The 18,841-nt window shown below is 73.4% G+C and carries 12 protein-coding genes; 5 read left to right on the forward strand and 7 right to left on the reverse strand.

Translation table 11 applies throughout. From position 1 onward, the window contains the following. Positions 1-260 precede the first annotated feature (260 nt). On the reverse strand, positions 261-2,177 hold the full coding sequence (locus BLT82_RS11675) for a serine/threonine-protein kinase (RefSeq protein WP_244291924.1): 1,917 nt from the start codon (positions 2,175-2,177) through the stop codon (positions 261-263). A 301-nt stretch (positions 2,178-2,478) separates the two neighbouring features. Here BLT82_RS11675 and BLT82_RS11680 point away from each other — a divergent pair, with 301 nt between their 5' ends. Next, the gene (locus BLT82_RS11680) at positions 2,479-3,363 is read left to right on the forward strand and encodes a glycoside hydrolase family 19 protein (RefSeq protein WP_093653840.1); all 885 of its coding nucleotides are present in this window, start codon (positions 2,479-2,481) and stop codon (positions 3,361-3,363) included. Between the two features lie 149 nt (positions 3,364-3,512). Here the strand turns inward: BLT82_RS11680 and BLT82_RS11685 are convergent, their stop codons facing one another. Next, positions 3,513-5,678, reverse strand: a complete 2,166-nt coding sequence (locus tag BLT82_RS11685) for a S1 family peptidase (RefSeq protein WP_093653841.1) — start codon at positions 5,676-5,678, stop codon at positions 3,513-3,515. Positions 5,679-5,709: 31 nt separating this feature from the next. Continuing rightward, a complete protein-coding gene (locus BLT82_RS11690; RefSeq protein ID WP_093653842.1) occupies positions 5,710-6,219 on the reverse strand; it encodes a hypothetical protein in 510 nt (169 codons plus the stop codon). Between the two features lie 430 nt (positions 6,220-6,649). On the opposite strand from BLT82_RS11690, the gene BLT82_RS11695 reads away from it, so the two are divergent. Both BLT82_RS11695 and BLT82_RS11700 read left to right on the forward strand, forming a co-directional pair. Continuing rightward, positions 6,650-10,345, forward strand: a complete 3,696-nt coding sequence (locus BLT82_RS11695) for an ALF repeat-containing protein (protein WP_167745997.1) — start codon at positions 6,650-6,652, stop codon at positions 10,343-10,345. Between the two features lie 43 nt (positions 10,346-10,388). Next, a complete protein-coding gene (locus tag BLT82_RS11700; RefSeq protein ID WP_244291925.1) occupies positions 10,389-10,628 on the forward strand; it encodes a hypothetical protein in 240 nt (79 codons plus the stop codon). A 72-nt stretch (positions 10,629-10,700) separates the two neighbouring features. Here the strand turns inward: BLT82_RS11700 and sigJ are convergent, their stop codons facing one another. Next, a complete protein-coding gene (sigJ, locus tag BLT82_RS11705) occupies positions 10,701-11,585 on the reverse strand; it encodes an RNA polymerase sigma factor SigJ (protein ID WP_093653845.1) in 885 nt (294 codons plus the stop codon). A gap of 597 nt (positions 11,586-12,182) precedes the next feature. Here sigJ and BLT82_RS11710 point away from each other — a divergent pair. Then, positions 12,183-13,310, forward strand: a complete 1,128-nt coding sequence (locus BLT82_RS11710; protein ID WP_093653846.1) for a CapA family protein — start codon at positions 12,183-12,185, stop codon at positions 13,308-13,310. 81 nt (positions 13,311-13,391) lie between these two features. On the opposite strand, the gene BLT82_RS11715 is transcribed toward BLT82_RS11710, so the two are convergent. The 3 genes from BLT82_RS11715 to BLT82_RS11725 all read right to left on the reverse strand — a co-directional run bounded on the left by BLT82_RS11715 (position 13,392) and on the right by BLT82_RS11725 (position 17,119). After that, positions 13,392-15,326, reverse strand: coding sequence for a serine/threonine-protein kinase (locus BLT82_RS11715; protein WP_093653847.1), 1,935 nt, complete (start codon positions 15,324-15,326; stop codon positions 13,392-13,394). Between the two features lie 393 nt (positions 15,327-15,719). Further along, entirely contained in the window at positions 15,720-16,208 is a 489-nt protein-coding gene (locus tag BLT82_RS11720; protein ID WP_093653932.1) for a MarR family winged helix-turn-helix transcriptional regulator, read from the reverse strand. A gap of 266 nt (positions 16,209-16,474) precedes the next feature. Beyond that, entirely contained in the window at positions 16,475-17,119 is a 645-nt protein-coding gene (locus tag BLT82_RS11725; protein WP_093653848.1) for a DJ-1/PfpI family protein, read from the reverse strand. 178 nt (positions 17,120-17,297) lie between these two features. Between BLT82_RS11725 and BLT82_RS11730 the strand changes: the two genes are divergently transcribed. Next, positions 17,298-18,659: an aspartate aminotransferase family protein gene (locus BLT82_RS11730; protein WP_093653849.1), complete on the forward strand. Its 1,362-nt coding sequence runs from the start codon at positions 17,298-17,300 to the stop codon at positions 18,657-18,659. Positions 18,660-18,841: the final 182 nt, after the last annotated feature.

An 18,841-nucleotide genomic window follows, 5' to 3' on the forward strand; every position in this document is an offset into this window, starting at 1 on the left:
GACAGTCCGTTCCAGGACCTGCTGCCGTGCATCAATGTCGTCGGCTCATACGGCCGAGTCTGGCACATGACGACCCGCCGGGGGCCGGGGTTTTCCCGGGCGCCGAAAGGCCCCTTCTCCGGGCGGTCGTGACGCACCACCGGACGGCTCCCGCGCACGCGGGGGCCGTCCGGCGCGTACGCCCGCCAAGACGGCCCGGTGCCGCGACCGGTGGTTCACCGGCCGTCGAGAACCGGGGAACCCTCCGGTCGGGACGGCCCTCAGCGGCGGAAGTACTCCGCGGGCTCCCCGTCCGGACCCATCCCGTACACGAGCAGCCGCTCCTTGCCCCGCACCCGGTCGATGCGCAGGGTTTGGGAGACGTCGCCGGGAGTGCAGTCGGAGTCGGACGCGGCGGCGTCGGGCACCGTGGGGCCGGCGACGAGCACATGCCCGACGCCACCGAGCACGCTCGTGCCGGCGCAGTCGACGGTGGCGTCGAGGAGTTCCCCCGTGGCGCCGTCGGTCTTCGGGTACGACTGCCGGAAGCGGAGGAGCGGGGCGCCGACGGGGCCCTGGGTGATCGTGACGGTGTTGTCGAAGAGGTCGTTCTGATCGCCCCCGGACAGCTCGTCGAAGTGCTGCTTCCACGTGCCCAGGAAGGCCGCGGGCACGATGCGCGGCCCCGTCACCGCCCTGCGGAGGGTCGCGGTGACCGCACCGGACCGCCATTCGACGACGTCCTGGGAGCGCACGCTGAGCGTCTGGTGCGCGGCCGGCTGGCACTCCGCGGCCGGGACGCTCGTGGTCACGTCGCTCTCGCCGAACACGATCCGGTCGTCGTCCGCCGACACGAGCACGGACCGGCCCATGCACAGCCGCTCACCGGTGACCTGTACGTACGTGGCGGTCTTGGCGCCCTTGCGGCCCTGGGCGATCTCGATGCGGGCGGTCGACTTGGGGCTGTCGTCCGAGCCCTTCAGCACGCCCTCCCAGGCACCGAGGAACACGGCGGGGACCTCGCCGGCGCCGCTCGTCCGGGTGGAGCCCGCGGGCGGCTTCTCGTACGACTCGGGCTCCCCGTCCGGCCAGTACGCCACGGCGAGGGCGGTGCCGCCCGTGAGCACGGCACCCGCGCAGGCGACGGCGAGGAATGTCCGCCACCGGCGGCGCGGCCGTGGCGGGGGAGCGCCGGGCCCGGTTCCGGACCCCCCGCCGCCGGGGGGCGTGGGCGCTTCCGCGGCGCCCTGACCGCCATGGGCCCGGGTGTCCCGGGAGGAGGCTTCCGGTGACGGGTCGTGCGGTGCCGGGGTGTCCGCGTCCAGCAGCCTGGCCGCCTGCTCGCCGAGCCGCGCCAGCAGTTCGGACGGCAGCCACGCGCCACCGGACTCCGGTGCGACCCGGGCCAGTTCGGCGGCCGAGGGCCGGCGGGCGGGGTCCTTGTCGAGACAGGCGCGGACGAGCGGTCCGAGTTCCTCCGGGAGCCCTTCCAGGTCCGGTTCGTCGTGCGCGATGCGGAACATGATCGCGTGCACACCGCTGTCGGAGGCGCCGAACGGCTGCCGCCCGGTCGCCGCGTACGCCAGCAGCGCGCCCACGCAGAAGATGTCGGAGGCCGTGCCGACCTTCTCGCCGCGCACCTGCTCCGGCGACATGAACCCGGGCGAGCCCACGACCGCGCCGGTGCTGGTGAGCCCGCCGTCGGTCACGGTGTCCACGGCCCGTGCGATCCCGAAGTCGATGATCCGCGGACCCTCCACCGCCAGCAGGATGTTGGACGGCTTCAGATCGCGGTGCACGAGCCCGGCGGAGTGGATGTGCTCCAGCGACCGCCCCAGCCCGGCGGCGAGCGTGCGCACCGACGCGGGCGGCAGCGGACCCTGGTCGTCCACGACCGCCCGCAGGGCGGGCCCGGGCACGTAGGCGACGGCCACCCACGGCGAACCGGCGTCCGTGTCGGAGGCGATCAACGGCGTCGTCCCGGCCCCGCCCACCCGCTCCAGCGCGGCGACCTCCCGCGCGAAGCGGAGCCGGAACTCCTCCTCGGCGGCGAGCTGCGGATGCACCACCTTCACGGCCACCGTCCGCCCGCCCTCGGAGCGGGCGAGATACACCCGTCCCATGCCGCCGGTCCCGAGCCTGCCGAGAAGACGGAACGGACCGATGCGTACCGGGTCTTCGGGGGTCAGCGAGTCCACGTCGGGATCCTCGCACACGGTCCGGGAGAAGCCACCGGGCGTCCGGGGCGGTCTCCCTACCGGCACCGGCACCGGCACCGGCACCGGGGCACCGGGCCTGTGCCGGACGCCTGCGGGGTCCGCGGTCACGCCTCGGCCGGAAGCGGGGATTCGGCCAATCCTGGTCTAGACCTTGACAGGTCCAGACCATTACCTGTTCAGTGCTCAACACGCCCTACGGCGACACGACTTGGGAACCCCGTCCCGCGTACCTCCCCGCTCCCGCACCCCCACAACCCCCCACAGGGAAAGGTCGATAACGTTGTCGCGTCGGATCATCACCCTGCTCGCCGCCTTCGTGGCGGTGCTCGGACTCACGGTCCTCGTCCCCTCGACCGCGTCCGCCGCCGCGTGTGCTGCGGCCTGGAACTCCTCGTCCGTCTACACCGGCGGCATGACCGCGTCCCACAACGGCCGCAACTGGCAGGCCAAGTGGTGGACCCAGAACGAGACCCCCGGCTCCGCCGAGGTCTGGGCCGACCAGGGTGCCTGCGGCGGCGGTGGCGGCAACCCGAACCCGGACCCCTCGGGCTTCGTCGTCAGCGAGGCGCAGTTCAACCAGATGTTCCCGAACCGGAACTCCTTCTACTCCTACAGCGGGCTGACCGCGGCCATGAGCGCGTACCCGGCCTTCGCCAAGACCGGCAGCGACACGGTCCGGAAGCAGGAGGCGGCGGCGTTCCTCGCCAACGTCGCGCACGAGACGGGCGGCCTGGTCCACATCGTCGAGCAGAACACCGCGAACTACCCGCACTACTGCGACTGGAGCCAGTCCTACGGCTGCCCGGCCGGCCAGGCCGCGTACTACGGACGCGGCCCGATCCAGCTCAGCTGGAACTTCAACTACAAGGCCGCCGGTGACGCCCTCGGCATCGACCTGCTGGGCAACCCCTGGCGCGTCGAGCGCGAGTCGGCCGTCGCCTGGAAGACCGGCCTCTGGTACTGGAACACCCAGAGCGGCCCGGGCACGATGACCGGCCACAACGCCATGGTCAACCAGGCCGGCTTCGGCCACTCGATCCGCTCGATCAACGGTTCCCTGGAGTGCGACGGCAAGAACCCGGCGCAGGTCCAGAGCCGGGTGAACAACTACCAGCGCTTCACCCAGATCCTGGGCGTGCCGACCGGCGGCAACCTGTACTGCTGATCCCGGTACGGCGGGCCCGTCACACGGCCCGTACGCGCCGAAGGGCGGCCACCGAGAGGTGGCCGCCCTTCGTCCGTCCCGGTCGATCGGTCCGGAAGCGGGTGGTCCCGCCGGAAGCCGGAAGCCGGAAGCCGGGGCCGGGGTCCCCGCTACTGGCTGACCGCGCCGAACTCGTCGCCCGCCGCCGGAAGTCCGCCCGCGCCGGGCTGGTACGAGACCACCGGCTCGGCGGCGCCGTCGACCAGGCTCGCCCACGGCAGGGCGTGGAGCGCGCCGCGCGCGTTGGGGCCGACCGGCATGCCGACGTAGAGGTGGGTGGCGGCGGCGGTCAGATGGTTGCCGACCGCGTGGGAGGCGCCCGCCGCTCCCGGCAGACCCGCCTTGCCCTCCTCGACCACGACCTCGGACGCTCCCGGGCTGCCGATCAGCGGCACGACCCGGACGGAGCCGGCATCCTTCACGGTGCCGATGTCCTCTCCGGGGACCCCGATCGACAGCAGCACGGTCCGGGCGGTGCCGACCGCCCCGGGCCGGATGTTCACTGCGGCGACCTTCCGGCCGAAGTTGTCGCCGGCCTCGTGCTCGCCCGCGATGCCGGGGCTTCCCTGGGTGATGTCGGCCAGCTGCGTGATCTTGCCCGCCGCGTCCACGCGCACGGTCACGACGCGTCCGGCGTCCTTGATGAGCGTGCTTCCGCTCCCCATGTCCTCGCCCGGCGAGCCGATCGCGAGGATGGACTCCGTCCCGGTGGACGTGGCGTTCGGGCGGTGCTCGACCATCGCCAGGGAGGCGCCGAACTGGTCACCGGCCTCGGCGCCGCCACTGATCAGGTTTGAGTCCTGGTCGAAGCCGGCCAGCGGGGTGGGCCCACCGGACGAGTTGACGGCATGCCCGTAGATCTGCACCCCGCCCGACCCGGACTCGGTGCCGATGTCCTCGCCCGGGGTACCGACGGCGAAGTGCCCGGGGGCGCCGGCGAGGGCGGTGCCGAACCGGTCGTCCTTCTCGGCGGCCCCGGCCGCTCCGGGCTTGTCCTGGTGCGTCGAGGCGTTCGTGGTACCGCGCAGGTAGAAGACGTTGCCGGCGTTGGCCACGTCGGCCAGGTCCTCGCCGGGGACGCCGATGACGAGGTAGGGCTCGCCCGCGACGGTGGCACCGGCGGCCAGGGCGTGGCCCATCCGGTCGCCGGCCTCGCTGGCGGAGGCCTTGATGGCGCCCGCGCCGCTGGCCTGTTCCAGGGTCAGCGCCGTGGGTCCCTTTGTCAGCCCGCCGGTCGCGCCGTACAGCACCTGCACCATGCCCGCGTCAGCCGCGTCGCCGAGGTCCTCGCCCGGGATTCCCACGACGAGGTCGGTGCAGCCGTCCAGGTTGTGGTCGAAGCTAGCCAGCGCCTCGCCGAACTGGTCGTTCGCCTCCGCGCCGCCCGGAACACCGGGGCTGTCCTGGTTCAGCTCAGCCGTGCCCCTGCCGCCGCCGTACACGACCCGTACGACCCCGGCCTTGGCGTGGGCGCCGACGGTGGCCTTCGGGTCCGAGACCGCGATGTCGCGCACTCCGTCGCAGTTGAAGTCGGTCGGCCTGGCGGCCGTCACGGTGGCGGAGACCCAGCCGGCCAGGTCGTCCGCACGGGAGGCCACGGCGCCGGTGCGCGTCTCCTGCTCGCCGAAGCAACCGCCCTGCCAGGACCGGCTGTTGACGCCGACCAGCTGAACCGAGCCATTCGCCTCGCGAAGCAGCGGGGCGCCGGCGTCCCCCTTGCAGAGTCCGCCGTTCACGCCGGTGACGGCGATGTCGTCGGAGCCTGCGGTGTCCACCGTGAGAGATGCGGTGTGCGGCGTGCCCGGTACCCATTCGGTCCTGGTGCGGCCGTGACCGACGGCCTTCAGCTCCTCGCCGGGAGCGGCCGCGGTCGCCGACACGGTCACCGGTGCCGTTCCGGAAATCGGCTTGGCGAGCCGGGCGAGTACGAGGTCGCGGCCGGTGCGGGGCACCAGCTCGACGATCTCGCCGGTCTTCCCGGCGACCGTGGCGGTCGTCCGGAGAGCGGGCTTGCCCGCGGCGACGGAGGCGGACTCCGGGTCGGCCGCGAAGCAGCTCGCGGCGGTGAGGATCCACTGCGGGGCGACGAGCGAGCCGGTGCAGGCGCGGGCGGCCTCGTCGGCGCCGATGGCGAGCCGGGCGGCGAATGCGTAGCTGCCGGCGGGTGCGGGGTCGCCCGCGGCGGCGTGGGCGGGGACGGAGACGAGCGCACCGGCGGTGGCGACGGCGGCTACGAGGGCGGCGCTCGCGCCGGCCCGTGGACGAACGGGGGTCACGTTTCTCGATTCCTTGATGCGGGGAGGCCGGTCAGCCGGTGACGCGGATCTCGACGAGCACGGACCGGGCGCCGCCGACGGTGCCCTCGCCCACGCTCTCGAAGCCGTCCTTTGGCACGTCGACGGTGGTGGTGTCACCGTTGGCGGTCAGGTCGGCGCTGATGGGATGGTCTTCCGTCTCCAGGGCGAAGACACGCGGCAGTTCGAGGGTGAGGTACCCCGACTTGGCGGTGGCGCGGAAGCAGTAGTTGGGCTTGCGGCCGACCGCGTCGTCCTTGACCGTGTAGACCTTGATCTGCCCCGGAGCGGTGTCGCACTCCGCGAGGAGGATGCGTCCGTCGCCCTTCTTCAGCTTGATTCCCTGGCCGGCCAGGATGCCGTCGGCACCGGGGTAGTTGTAGTCCTCCACCGCGACCGGGGGGTTGCCGGCCGCGTTCGCCCCGGCAGTCGATTCGCTCGCCACGGCGAGGGGAATTCCCACTGCCGCGGCGAGGACGCCAATGGCTCCCGAGAGAAGAAGACGACGAGTGCGGAAAGTCACCGCACACTCCTTTCAGGCGGCACCCATGCGTTCGGAGTGGCCGAAAAGTAATTGTCCAGTAAAGGTGACGAGCGAATGTAGATCCATCGGTGAAGGGTCGTCAACTTCGTTTCACAGTACGGAAGTAGCGTCGCGTCAGGGTTTGATGGGGTAGTTCCCGGACTGTCGTGGCGCCGATGATGCGCGTGTCACATCGGAATTGCGTCACCGCGGGTTCCGGTATCCGGATGCCTGTATTCAGGATGTGAAGAACGGAGTTCGTGATTCCGGTGATGTGGGCAACATGCAGGCGTCTGCGGCGCGACTGCACGCTCTCTCGGAAAATCCCCGCGTTATGCTCCCGACGCCAAAGCGGAGTAACGGCAACTCTCGTTGCCGGTAACCGAGATGAGTGTTTCTTTTGAATCGAAGAATTCATGGGGGGAGACGGGTGAGGGGAGCCGGGAGAGCGGCACGCACGTCGCTGATCACCGGCCTGCTCCCGCTCGCCCTGCTGGTGGGTCTGCTGGGGGGCACCGCGAACGCCGCCGACGACCCGCTCTCCGACGACGGCCTGTTCAGCGGCCAGAGCGGCAGCCCCACACCGCTCACCAGCCGCGCCCTCGTCGTGGACCTGTGGAAGACCGGCGGCCCGGGCGTCAAGGCGGCCGCCGAAGCGGCCCTGACCGGTAGCGACGCAGACGTACAGAACCTCCTGGACACCGTGCGCCAGACCGGGGTGCAGGACAACCGCGTCGCCGCGGCCCAGCTCGCGTCCATCGGCGGCAGCCAGCTGCTGGACGCCGCGCGCACGGCGCTCTCGGGTACGCCGGAGGATCTGGAGACCTTCCTCGCCGAGGGCTGGGAGGACCCGCTCCTCCAGGACCAGCGGGTCCAGGCCGCGCAGATCGTCAGCTCGGGCGGCCCCAACGTGCAGGAGGCCGGCCGGGCCGCACTGAACGGAACCCCCGCGGACGTGCAGGCGTTCCTCTCCTCCGGCCAGTACGCCAAGCGGCAGGAGGACGAGCGCGTCCAGCTCGTGCAGATCATCGGCACCGGCGGGGCCAATGTGAAGGCTGCGGGGCGCCTCGCGCTGAGCGGGACACCCGAGGACGTACGGGAGTTCCTCGAGGTCGGACAGCACGTGGCGCGCTCCCGCGACCAGGAGCGGGCGACCGTCGAGCAGCTCGCGGCCCGGGCGAAGGAGGCAGGCCGGCAGGCGGCCAAGGAGACCGAGGCCGCCAAGGCCGCGTCGGCCAAGGCCGTGAAGGCCGCCGAACTCGCCAAGGAGGCCGCGGAGAAGGCCGCGAAGGAAGCATCCCTCGCCGAGAAGGACTCGCTGGACGCCGCGGCCGCGGCAGGACGTGCCGCCAAGGCCGCCAAGCAGGCCGCCACCGCCGCGCAGCAGGCCATCTCCGCGGCCAACGCCGCCAACAACTCGGCGCGGGTCGCGGCGAGCGCCGCCTCCCAGGCAGCCGCCGCTGCCGCCGGTGCGGCACGCGCTTCGTCGAACGCCCGCAGTGCGGCTGCAGATGCCGCACGTGACGCGAAGAACGCGGCCGCAGCCCGCAAGGCGGCCGAGGACGCCCGGGCCGCCGCCAAGGGCGCCGACCTCGCGGCCGACGCGGCCGACCAGGCGTCCAAGGCGGCCACCGCCGCCGGCGCCGCGGCCCTCTCCGCCATCAGCGCGGGCGCGAACGCCGATCGGGCCGCCACCGCCGCCGCTGAGGCGAGCGGCTACGCGAACCAGAGCAGCGCACAGGCGGCCGAGGCCCGCCGCGCCGCCGCTGCCGCCAAGCGCCACGCCGCCGAGGCCAACCGCGCGGCGACCGCCGCCGAGAAGCTCGCCCGCAAGGCAGCCGCGGCGGCAGGGCAGGCCCGTGACGAGGCCCGTTCGGCCGCCGCCCACGCCAACGCGTCCGCCAAGGCGGCCGACGACGCGGCCGACCACGCGGGCGAGGCGGCCCAGGCCGCCAACAGGGCCACCGCGCACGCGAACGCCGCCTCGGAGGCCGCCGCCACGGCGTCGAAGGCGGTGACGAAGGCGCAGGAGGTCTTCGACCTCGCCCGCGAGGTGGAGGCCGAGGAACTGCGCGGCCGGACCAACGCCGGCATCGAGCAGGCCAGGGACCTCAAGGAGCAGGACGACCTCCGCCGGGCCGCGGTGGCCGACGGCGTCCAGAAGGCCAGGGACCGGGACGCCGAAGCCCAGCGCCTGGCGGCCGCTGCCGCCCGGCCGGGAGCGGACCTCGGCCGGGTCGCGACCGACGGACGCAAGCTCGCGCTGCTCGCCGCCCGGAACGCGGATGCCTGGAGCCGGGCCGCCGCCGAGGTGGCTCTCGCCTCCCCCGACGACCACGTCGTCGACTACATCCGCAACGGCTGGCAGGAGGCGCGCGAGCAGGACGAGCGCTTCCAGGTCGAGCGGCTGGCCGAGGACAGCATGAGCAAGGCCGTGCGCGACGCGGCCGAGACCGCCCTCGCGGGTGACGCCGCCGGTGTCCACGCGTTCCTGGTCGAGGGCCAGTACGACGCGGGTGCCGAGGACTTCCGGGTCGCGATCGCCCAGGTGGCCTCCACCGGCGGCCCGGTCCTCACCGACGAGGCACGGAAGGCGCTCGCCGCCGGCACCCCGGCCGCGTACCGGCAGTTCCTGCTCACCACCCAGCACACCGCCCGCACCCAGGACGAGCGGGTCCAGGCGGCCCAGCTCGTCTCCAGCGGCGGCCCCGAGGTGAAGTCCGCCGCGCGCATCGCCCTCGAGGGATCGCCGCAGGCGCTGCACGCGTTCATCGCCAAGGGCCGGTTCATGGCCCAGCGCAAGGACCTGCTCGCGGCGACCCACGTCGCCCAGGTCCGCCAGCTGATCTCCGAGGCCGCGGGTGTCGCGGCCACCGCCCAGCAGGATGCCGCGGAGGCCCAGCAGGCCGCCGCACTGGCCCGCAAGGCCGCGGCCGACGCGGACAGGTACGCCAAGGAGGCCAAGGACTCCGAGACCAAGGCCAAGGGGCACGCCGCCGAGGCCGCGAAGCACGCCGACGCCGCGGAGAAGTCCGCCGCACAGGCCGCCGAGTCGGCACGCACCGCCCGCAACGCGGCGAACAACGCCAACAGCGACGCCCGCGCCGCGGCCGCGTCGGCGGCCACCGCGACCGTCTCCTCGGAGATGGCGCAGGCGTCGGCGTCGATCGCATGGTCGGCGTCCAACGAGGCGCGCGCGTCGGCCAGGGCGGCGGGCAAGGACGCCAAGGCGGCCCTCGCGGCGGCCAAGGACGCCTACTCCGTCGCCGTCAAGAAGCTGAAGGTGGAGGAGGAGGCGCGCCGCAAGGCCGCCGTCGCCGTCAAGGAGAAGGCGGCGAACGACCCGGGAGCGAAGGCCCGCGAGATCTACCGCTGCGGCTTCGTGGGCTGCGATCTGGCCTCCACCAACCACCCGCGCTGGTGCCAGCAGAACGAGCTCCTGTGCGCGATCTTCGCCGACGCGAGCCGGTTCGGCGAGGCGATGAAGCAGCTCCACGACGTCGCCTCGATCTTCACCGACCTCGGCCTCCTGGAGGCGTGCGCGGACGACCCGACCATCTCCAACTGCTGGGAACTCCTGGCCGACGTCACGGTCAAGTCCAAGGCGCGGTGGGCGGAGCAGTCCTACGACCTGCTGCGCAAGCTGTTCAAGGTCAACAAGGTCTGCGAGAAGGCCAAGCCGCTCGCGGTCTCCGGGCAGCGCTCGTCGGTGCAGCGGGCGTCCGTGCGGATGGCGGCTGCCGCCCCGAAGCGGGCGTGCGGCGACTTCACCAGAGGGTACGACGGGGACGGCATGATCACCGCCAACGTCACGGACGGCGTGCTGACCATCGCGGTCGAGAGGAACGGCAGCAAGACCAAGGGCTACCAGATGTTCGACGACATGATGGCCCACTACGGGGCGGAGGGCATCGAGGTGGTCCAGGGAAACTGGAACCGCAGCATGCCCAGCAACCTGGACGAGTTCAACAAGCTGTTGCGTGAGGGCAAGTCGCTGGAGGAGGCCGCTGCCGGCACCTTCACCGGCAGGAACTCGGCACGGTACGGGTTCGGCAGGGTCTACGGCATCAAGGTCGAGGGAGAGCACGGGCACTACACGAAGGTCCAGGTCCACTTCGGAAGGTAGGACGGAAGAGACAGTGGAGAAGGCAGCCGAAAACGTCCGCCGCATGGCGACGGAAGGCGCGGGGCTCCTCGCGGTCATCGAGATGCTCAGGAACGACGCCGAGTTCCGGCTGACACCGCTGCACCTGCTGCGGATCCTCGGCGAGGCCGTCGGTGTCCCGTGGACCGAGTCCCGGGTCCTCCTGGAGTTCTTCGACCCCGAACTGCGGCCCCTCGTCCCCGAGGACGAGATCGAGCGCAGGGCCGAGGAACTGCTCGCCCCCTATGTGGCGGCGGAGGGGTAGCCGAGGGCGGTGAAGGGGCCGGTGCGGACCGCGTGCATGCGCGGACCGCACCGGCCCCTGCCCTGCCGGGCGTCAGTCGCCCAGGAACGAGAGGTCCACCAGCGCCAGCCGTTCCGGGTCCGCGAGGATGTCGATGCGCACGACCCTGCCGTCCACGACGGTGAAGGACATGACCGAACGGGCCTCTCCCTCGGGCGCCGTGAGCGTGCCCACCGTGCCGTTGACCAGCACCAGCCGGGCCAGCGGGGCGAAGCGCCGGTACATGAGGGCCTGCCCGGCGACGGACTTCGCACCCTGGACGACCTTCGACAGGTTCCGGGCCAGGACGCCGCCGTCGACGCGCAGGGTGATGTCCGGGTCGAGCAGGGCGACCAGCGCCTCGAAGTCCCCGCCCCGCGAAGCCGCGACGAACGCCTCGACGACCTTCCGCTGACGGGCCACGTCCCGGTCGGGCGCCGGTCCGGCGTCCTGGACCCGGCGACGGGCGCGGCTCGCCAGCTGCCGCGTCGCGGCCGGTGCGCGGTCGACGATCGGAGCGATCTCGTCGAAGGGCACGGCGAACAGGTCGTGCAGGACGAAGGCCAGCCGCTCTGCGGGGGCGAGCGTGTCCAGGACCACCAGCATGGCGAGCCCCACGGAGTCGGTGATCAGCGCCTCCTGCTCCGGGTCGGCACCGCGCAGATCGCTGACGACCGGATCCGGTACGCGGACGTCCAGCGGGTCCTCGCGCCGGGACGTCCGTGACCGGAGCATGTCGAGGCAGATCCGGCCGACGACCGTGGTCAGCCAGCCGCCGAGGTTCTCCACACCGCTCGGGTCGGAGCGGCTGAGCCGCAGCCATGCCTCCTGCACGGCGTCGTCGGCCTCGGCGAGCGAGCCGAGCATGCGGTACCCCACCGCCCGCAGATGGGGGCGGTGCTCCTCGAAGCGCCGCGCCAGGAGTTCGTGGTCGTCCACCGGTGCCGTGTCTCCGTCCCGTTGTGCCACTGCGCCCACGCCTGTGTCACTGCGCCTGCGCCGGCAACGCCGGCCAGGCGCCTGACGCGACCGTCGTGAGGACCCGGTTGCCGGCGGGCCCCGAGTCCCGGACGCGGACGGTCCGGTCGAAGGCGGTGGCCCGGACGGACCCGCCGCCGCGCCGCGGTGACCGGACCCCGTCCGGCGCGCCGCTGATCATCTCTGCTCTCCCGCCAACTTCGCCACGAGTCCCGGCGGTTCACGGGACCCGACGCCTGTGCCCGGATCTTCGCATATCGCCGGGAGGAGGGGCTCACGTTCGCCGATGCCTTGATCGGCGGGCTCCCGTCCCGAGGTGCAGGGTGCCCGGGGCGGTCGCGCTCCGGACGGCTCCATCGGCGTCGTTCGTGCTCCGCCCGGACCGCCTCCGGCACCGGTACGTGCGCCGTCGCGGCACGCCCCCGCGTGCGCTCCATGAGATGCCTCGTCCCGTGCCCGGGCACTGCGCGGGCCGCGCGCGGCTGCGGGCGCCTCACCGGGAGGACCGGCGCCGGTCGTGCCGGGGCCCGTTCCGGCGGTCGGTGGGAAAATCGGTGCATGAACGGCCGGGATCCCGTGACGCTGTTCCTCTGCGGCGACGTCATGCCGGGCCGGGGCGTCGACCAGATCCTTCCGCACCCCGGCGATCCCGCGCTGCGGGAGAGCTACATCCGGGACGCCCGGGACTACGTGGCGCTGGCTGAGGCGGTCAACGGGGCGATACCGCGCCCCGTCGACTACACCTGGCCCTGGGGCGCGGCGCTCGGCGTGCTGGACCGCTTCGATCCCGACGTCCGCGTGATCGACCTGGAGAGCAGCGTCACGACGAGCGACGAGTTCGCCTCGGGCAAGGCGGTGACGTACCGGATGCACCCCGACAACGTGCCGTTCCTGGCGGCCGCGCGGCCCGACGTCTGCGCGCTCGCCAACAACCACGTGCTGGACTTCGGGCGGCGCGGCCTGGAGGAGACCCTGGACGTGCTCGGCAGGGCCGGTCTCGGGCCTGCCGGGGCCGGCCGGGACCGGTCCGAGGCACAGCGGCCGGTCGCGGTGGCCACCCGGAGCGGGGGCCGGGTGCTGGTCCTGTCCTGCGGGATGGCGTCCGCCGGGGTCCCCTCGCGCTGGGCGGCGGCCGAGGGCAGGCCGGGCGTCGACTACGTCCCCGACCTGTCGGTCCGCAGTGCCGACGCGCTCGTCCGCCGGCTGCGCGAGGTGCGCGAACCCGGCGATCTCGCGGTCGTGTCGATCCACTGGGGCTCGAACTGGGGATACGGGGTGTCGCAGAGCCAGAGCGCCTTCGCCCACCGGCTCGTCGAGGGCGGTGTGGACCTCGTCCACGGGCACTCCTCGCACCACCCCAGGCCGATCCAGGTCCACCACGGCAAACTCATCCTGTACGGCTGCGGCGACCTCATCGACGACTACGAGGGCATCACGGGCTACGAGCGCTACCGCGACGACCTGCGGCTGCTGTACTTCCCCACCCTGGACGCGGAGACCGGCGAACTGGCCGCCCTGCGGATCGTGCCGATGCAGGCACGGCGGATGACCCTCCACCACGCCTCGCCGACGGACTCCGGCTGGCTGTGCGAGGTGCTGAGCAGGGCCGGGCGCGCGTTCGGCACCCAGGTGGAACCCGAACTCGGCGGGGACGGGACGCTCGCCCTCCGCTGGCACCGCCGCTGAGGCCGGCCCCCCGCCACGGCGGCGGTGATGATCCGCCCGGGTGTGCCGGCGGTCCTCGGCCGGCCACGGCGTACGTCGGGCTCAGCCCACCTTCGTGTAGGTGAGGGGCTCTCCGCCCGAGCCGACCAGCTCGCGGACGATCGTGCGGTCGTCGGGCATGGAGAGGCGGCTCCACTGGCCCGGCGAGCAGCTCCGCCGGTCGCCGAACGTGACCCGGGTCGGGCCGAGTTCGAGTGGCGGGCCGGACGCGCGCAGGGTGGCCGACCAGCGGCAGTCGTAGTTGACGCCCCGTCCGGTCAGGGTCATGACCGTGTCGCCGGCGGAGCCGCTGGTGATGGTCATGACGCGGGTGTTGGTGTTGCCGTCGGCGGTCGTGAACTCGGCCTGCCAGGTCCCCGTGTACTCCTCCGGCACGGCGCCGGGGCGCACGGCGGGGGAGGAGTCCTTCGCTGCGGGCGTGTCGTCGACCGTCTGCCCGCCCTGGCCCCCGGAGGCGCCGGGAGAGCGGGGCGCGGACGCCGAAGGGCCGGGACTCGCGGGGGTGTCGGTGTGCTCGCCGTTCATCAGCGCGTAGACCGAGCTGCCGGCGGCCACGGCGACCACCACCGCGACGGCGACGAGGGCCACCGTCCCCCGCCTGTCCCGGTGCTGCGTTCCGCGGGCGGACGGCGGCCCGTACTGCGGGTACGTGCTGTACGGAGGGGCCGCGGAATGCGGGCCGTACGGGGCGGGCGCCGGGTGGTGTGCCGCCCATCCGGGAGGCGGGGACGGGACCGGGGTGTGCGCCGGGCCCGGGGGAGGCGTCGGAGGGCCGGCCATCGTGGGGAGAGCGTGCACCCCCGGCGCACCCGGGACGCCGCCGGGGGCGGCGGGCGCGCCCCCGGGCGGCGGTGTGCCCCCCGCTGCGGCCTGCGCGCCGCCGGTGGAGTGCCGCGGCCGAGAACCCCCTGCGGCGGAGTCGTGTGCGCCGCCTCCCGGTGCCGGGAGGTCCTGTGCCGGGGAGTCCTGCGCGGGGTCCTCGGCGCGCGGACCGGGGCCGGGCAGCGGCGCCCCGGCCCCCGGACCCGCCGCACCCGGGGCGTCGGCGAAGCTCTCCGGGTGCTCCACCTCCAGCAGTTTCACCGCGTGGCTGCCGAGTTGGGCGATGAGGGCGCCGGGCAGCCACGGCACGCTCGAGTCCTCGGACACACCGCCGGCCCGTTCCCGGATCTGCTCCAGCGGGGGCCGGGCGCCGGGATCCTTGTGCAGGCAGTCCCGTATCAGGTCCCGCAGCGACTCCGGGACCCCGGACAGATCGGGCTCCTCCTCGGCGATACGGAACATCTGCGCGTGGACGCCGCTGTCCGCGGAGCCGAACGGCAGCCGCCCGCCCGCCGCGTACGCCAGGACCGAGCCCAGGCAGAACACGTCGCAGGCCGGAGTGATGCGGTCCCCCCGGACCTGTTCGGGTGCCATGAACCCGGGAGAGCCGACCAGCGCGCCGGTGCGGGTCAACCCGCCGTCCGCGACCGTCTCCAGGGCGCGGGCGATGCCGAAGTCGATGACCCGGGGCCCGTCGATGGTGATCAGGATGTTGGACGGCTTCAGATCGCGGTGGACGATGCCCGCGCTGTGGATGTCCGCGAGCGCGCGGGCCAGTCCGGCGGCGAGGGTGCGCACCGAGTGCTCGGGCAGCGGCCCGTGGGCCGGGCTGCCCTGACCGCCGGAGACCACCGAGTGGAGCGAGGGCCCGGCGACATAGCCCGTCGCCACCCACGGCACCTCGGCCTCGGTGTCCGCATCCAGCACCGGAGCCGTCCAGGCCCCGCCCACCTGGCGGGCTGCCGCGACCTCCTGCCGGAACCGGCTGCGGAACTCCTCCTGCTCGGCCAGCTCCCGCCGTACCAGCTTGACCGCGACCGTGCGGCCCCGGTCGGAGCGGGCCAGATAGACCTGCCCCATGCCGCCGGCGCCCAGGCGGGCCAGCAGTCGGTACGCCCCGATGCGGCGCGGATCTCCGGATGCCAGCTGCTCCATGGCCGAGCGCCCCTCCCCCGACATACGTGGACGTACACGCACGTGTGCGTGTACGTGTGCGCGCGTACGGATGTGTGCGCGTGCCCGATCGCACGAGAATAGTGCGCCCCGAGCCGGTGCCCACAGGCAACCGCGATCGGGCCGGGATCAGGCCGGATCGCGCTCGTCCCACCCGTTGTGACTCCCGTGCGGAAGACACCCGCGACCGTTCCGCCGGTTCCCGGGGGAACGGGTGGACGAATACACCACGACGGCCGAGGCGCGCCACGACGTCTCGGCGGAGCGGGATCGGCGGGCGGGCCGAGCCGGGGGACCAGGGGCTGGGGGATCGGCGGGCGGGCCGAGCCGGGGGACCAGGGGCTGGGGGATCGGCCGGATCAGGCGGAGGTCACCTCACCGGCTCGCCCCGGCCGGCCCGTCCGCGCCCGCACCCTCGTGTTCGTCGTCCGATCCGAGTGCCTCCATCGCGGTGGAGAGCCGCTCCAGCACCCGCACCGTCTCCGCGAACCGCTCGTCGCCGAGCCGGTCCGCGAGACGCCCCGCGAGCTCGGCGTGCCCCGGGTTGATCTTCTCGATCGCCGCCCGGCCCTCGTCGGTGGGCAGGAGCAGCTTGGCCCGGCGGTGAGCCGGGTTCGGCACGTACTCGGCGAGGCCCTTGCCGACGAGCAGATCCGCGATCCGCTGCACGCTCTGCCGGGTGATGCCCATCGTCCGTGCTATGCCCGCGACCGAAAGCGGCTCGCGCAGTACGGCACCGAGGACCTGCCACCAGGCGGAGGTCAGCCCGGCGGGGCGGGCCAGTTCCTCCGCGACTCCGAGGAACTGGCCGTTCAGCCGGAAGACGCTGAGGGCGGCGTCGCTGAGCAGACGCTGCCGCTCCACGGCCGTCGCGCCGGCACGTGCGACGGCCGGTTCGCCGCTCGGTCCGTGGCCCGAGCCATGGCCCGATACGTCGTCCGGATCGTCGTTCGGGGCCGGATCGTGAGCCGGGTGAGCCGGAGTCGGGAGTGTGCGGGTCTGCTCACGGCCCTGCTGGTCCGGATGGTCCGGACGTTCCCACGGACCCCGCTGTTCCCGCGGATCCCGTGCCGCCCGCGCAAGGGCCGGTGCGCCCGGTCCGGTGGCCGCGCCCTCGTTCCGGCCGCCGGTCATGCGTTGAGCTCCTCGAACGCCGCCGGGTCCGAGTCGTGGAACAGCCGGTACCAGGCATCGAGCTTGCCGTCCTCGAACGCGCCGAGCCTGCCGAGGACTTCGCGGGCGAACGCCACCGGCTCGGTCGGGCCGGCCGTGATCAGATCGCCGTCGGTCACGGCGTCGGAGTCGACGTAGTGCTCGCCGCCGCCGTAGCCCGTGGCCTCCAGGTAGAACGACACGGCACTGGTGTGCTTCCGGTCGTCCAGCAGACCCTCGCGCGCCAGCCCGGCCGTGGCGCCGCAGATCGCGGCGACGGGCACCCCCGCGTCCAGGAACTCCCGCGCCTTGCGTGCGAACGGCGCCAGGTCGTCGCCCGTGTCCCACAGGTCGGCGCCGGTGAGGATGAGCAGTTCGCTGTCCTCCGGCCGCAGCGCGTCGAGGCCGAGGTCGGGCTGGATGCGCAGGGCGCCCAGTGTGGTGACCGGCTTGTCGGCGGCAGGTCCGACCGTGCGCACGGTGTGGCCGGTGCGGGCGAGCCAGGCGGTCGCGTGCCCCGTCTCCCAGTCGGCGAACGTGTCGTAGACGGCGACGTGGACGACGCCGCCGGCCTTCGCGGCCTCGGCGGCGGTGCTGGTGGCGGATGCCGTGTCGGCGGTCATGCCGGCCTCCTTGGCCCTGCGGGGGGAGTTCCGTTCCATGACAGAAGACTGTCATAAAGACAGCATGCTGTCAATATGGCGGCGTGCGTGCCGAGCCGCGACACCTTGCCCATGAAAGTGGCCGAGGGCATACAAGGTGGCCATGTCGGCCCGGCCCGGGCCTCCCTAACCTGGCCGCATGACCCCTCATGTCGAACCCGATCCGCAGGCCGGCGCGGCTGTGAAGGCCGCCGACCGTGCCCACGTCTTCCATTCGTGGTCCGCCCAGGGCCTGATCGATCCGCTCGCCGTGGCCGGGGCCGAGGGTTCGTACTTCTGGGACTACGACGGCAACCGCTATCTGGACTTCACCAGCGGCCTCGTCTACACCAACATCGGCTACCAGCATCCGAGGGTCGTCGAGGCGATCCGGGAGCAGGCGGGGCGGCTGGCCACTTTCGCGCCGGCGTTCGCCGTCGACGTGCGCTCGGAGGCGGCGCGGCTGATAGCCGAGCGCACTCCCGGCGACCTGGACAAGATCTTCTTCACCAACGGCGGTGCCGAGGCCGTGGAGAACGCGGTCCGCATGGCCCGGCTGCACACGGGCCGGGCGAAGGTGCTCTCGGCGTACCGCTCGTACCACGGCGCCACCTCCACGGCGATCAACCTCACCGGTGACCCGCGCCGCTGGCCCTCCGACACCGGCTCGGCGGGCGTCGTGCACTTCTGGGCGCCGTTCCTGTACCGCTCGCCGTTCTACTCCTCGACCCAGGCCGAGGAGTCCGCGCGGGCGCTGCAGCACCTGGAGGACACGATCGCGTTCGAGGGCCCGCAGACCGTCGCGGCGATCGTCCTGGAGACGATCCCCGGCACCGCGGGCATCATGACCCCGCCGCCCGGATACCTCGCGGGCGTCCGCGAGATCTGCGACCGGTACGGCATCGTGTTCGTCCTCGACGAGGTGATGGCGGGCTTCGGCCGCACCGGCGCCTGGTTCGCCGCGGAGCACTACGGCGTCGTGCCCGACCTGATGACCTTCGCCAAGGGCGTGAACTCCGGCTATGTGCCCCTCGGCGGCGTCGCCATCTCCGCCGAGATCGCCGCGACCTTCGACAGGCGGCCCTACCCCGGCGGCCTGACCTACTCCGGTCACCCGCTCGCCTGCGCCGCCGCCGTCGCCACGATCCGGGTGATGGAGGACGAGAAGGTGGTCGAGCACGCCGCGCACATCGGCGAGACCGTGCTCGGCCCGGGCCTGCGCGAGCTGGCCGAGCGCCACCCCTCGGTCGGCGAGGTGCGCGGCCTCGGCGCGTTCTGGGCCCTGGAGCTGGTGCGCGACCGCGAGACCCGTGAACCGCTGGTGCCCTACAACGCCTCGGGCGGGGCGGCCGCGCCGATGGCCGCCTTCGGCGCGGCCTGCAAGAAGAACGGCCTGTGGCCGTTCATCAACATGAACCGCACCCACGCCGTCCCGGCCTGCAACATCACCGAGGCCGAGGCCAAGGAAGGCCTCGCGGCCCTCGACGCGGCCCTCACCGTCGCCGACGAACACACCGTCTGACGCAGCCACCGGGCCCAGGTGCCCCGCACGGGGCCGGGGCCGGGGGCCCCGGCCCCTCTGCGTACGGGCGGGCGTGCGGGCCGAGGCCGCCGTGCGGGCGGGGCGCCGTACGGCGGAGGGGCGTGCGGGAGACGGCCGGGGCGGGCCGGAACGGGCGGAGCCCGGGCGGGCGGTCGCCTGAG

The organism is Streptomyces wuyuanensis (assembly GCF_900103455.1).
Taxonomy (GTDB): domain Bacteria; phylum Actinomycetota; class Actinomycetes; order Streptomycetales; family Streptomycetaceae; genus Streptomyces; species Streptomyces wuyuanensis.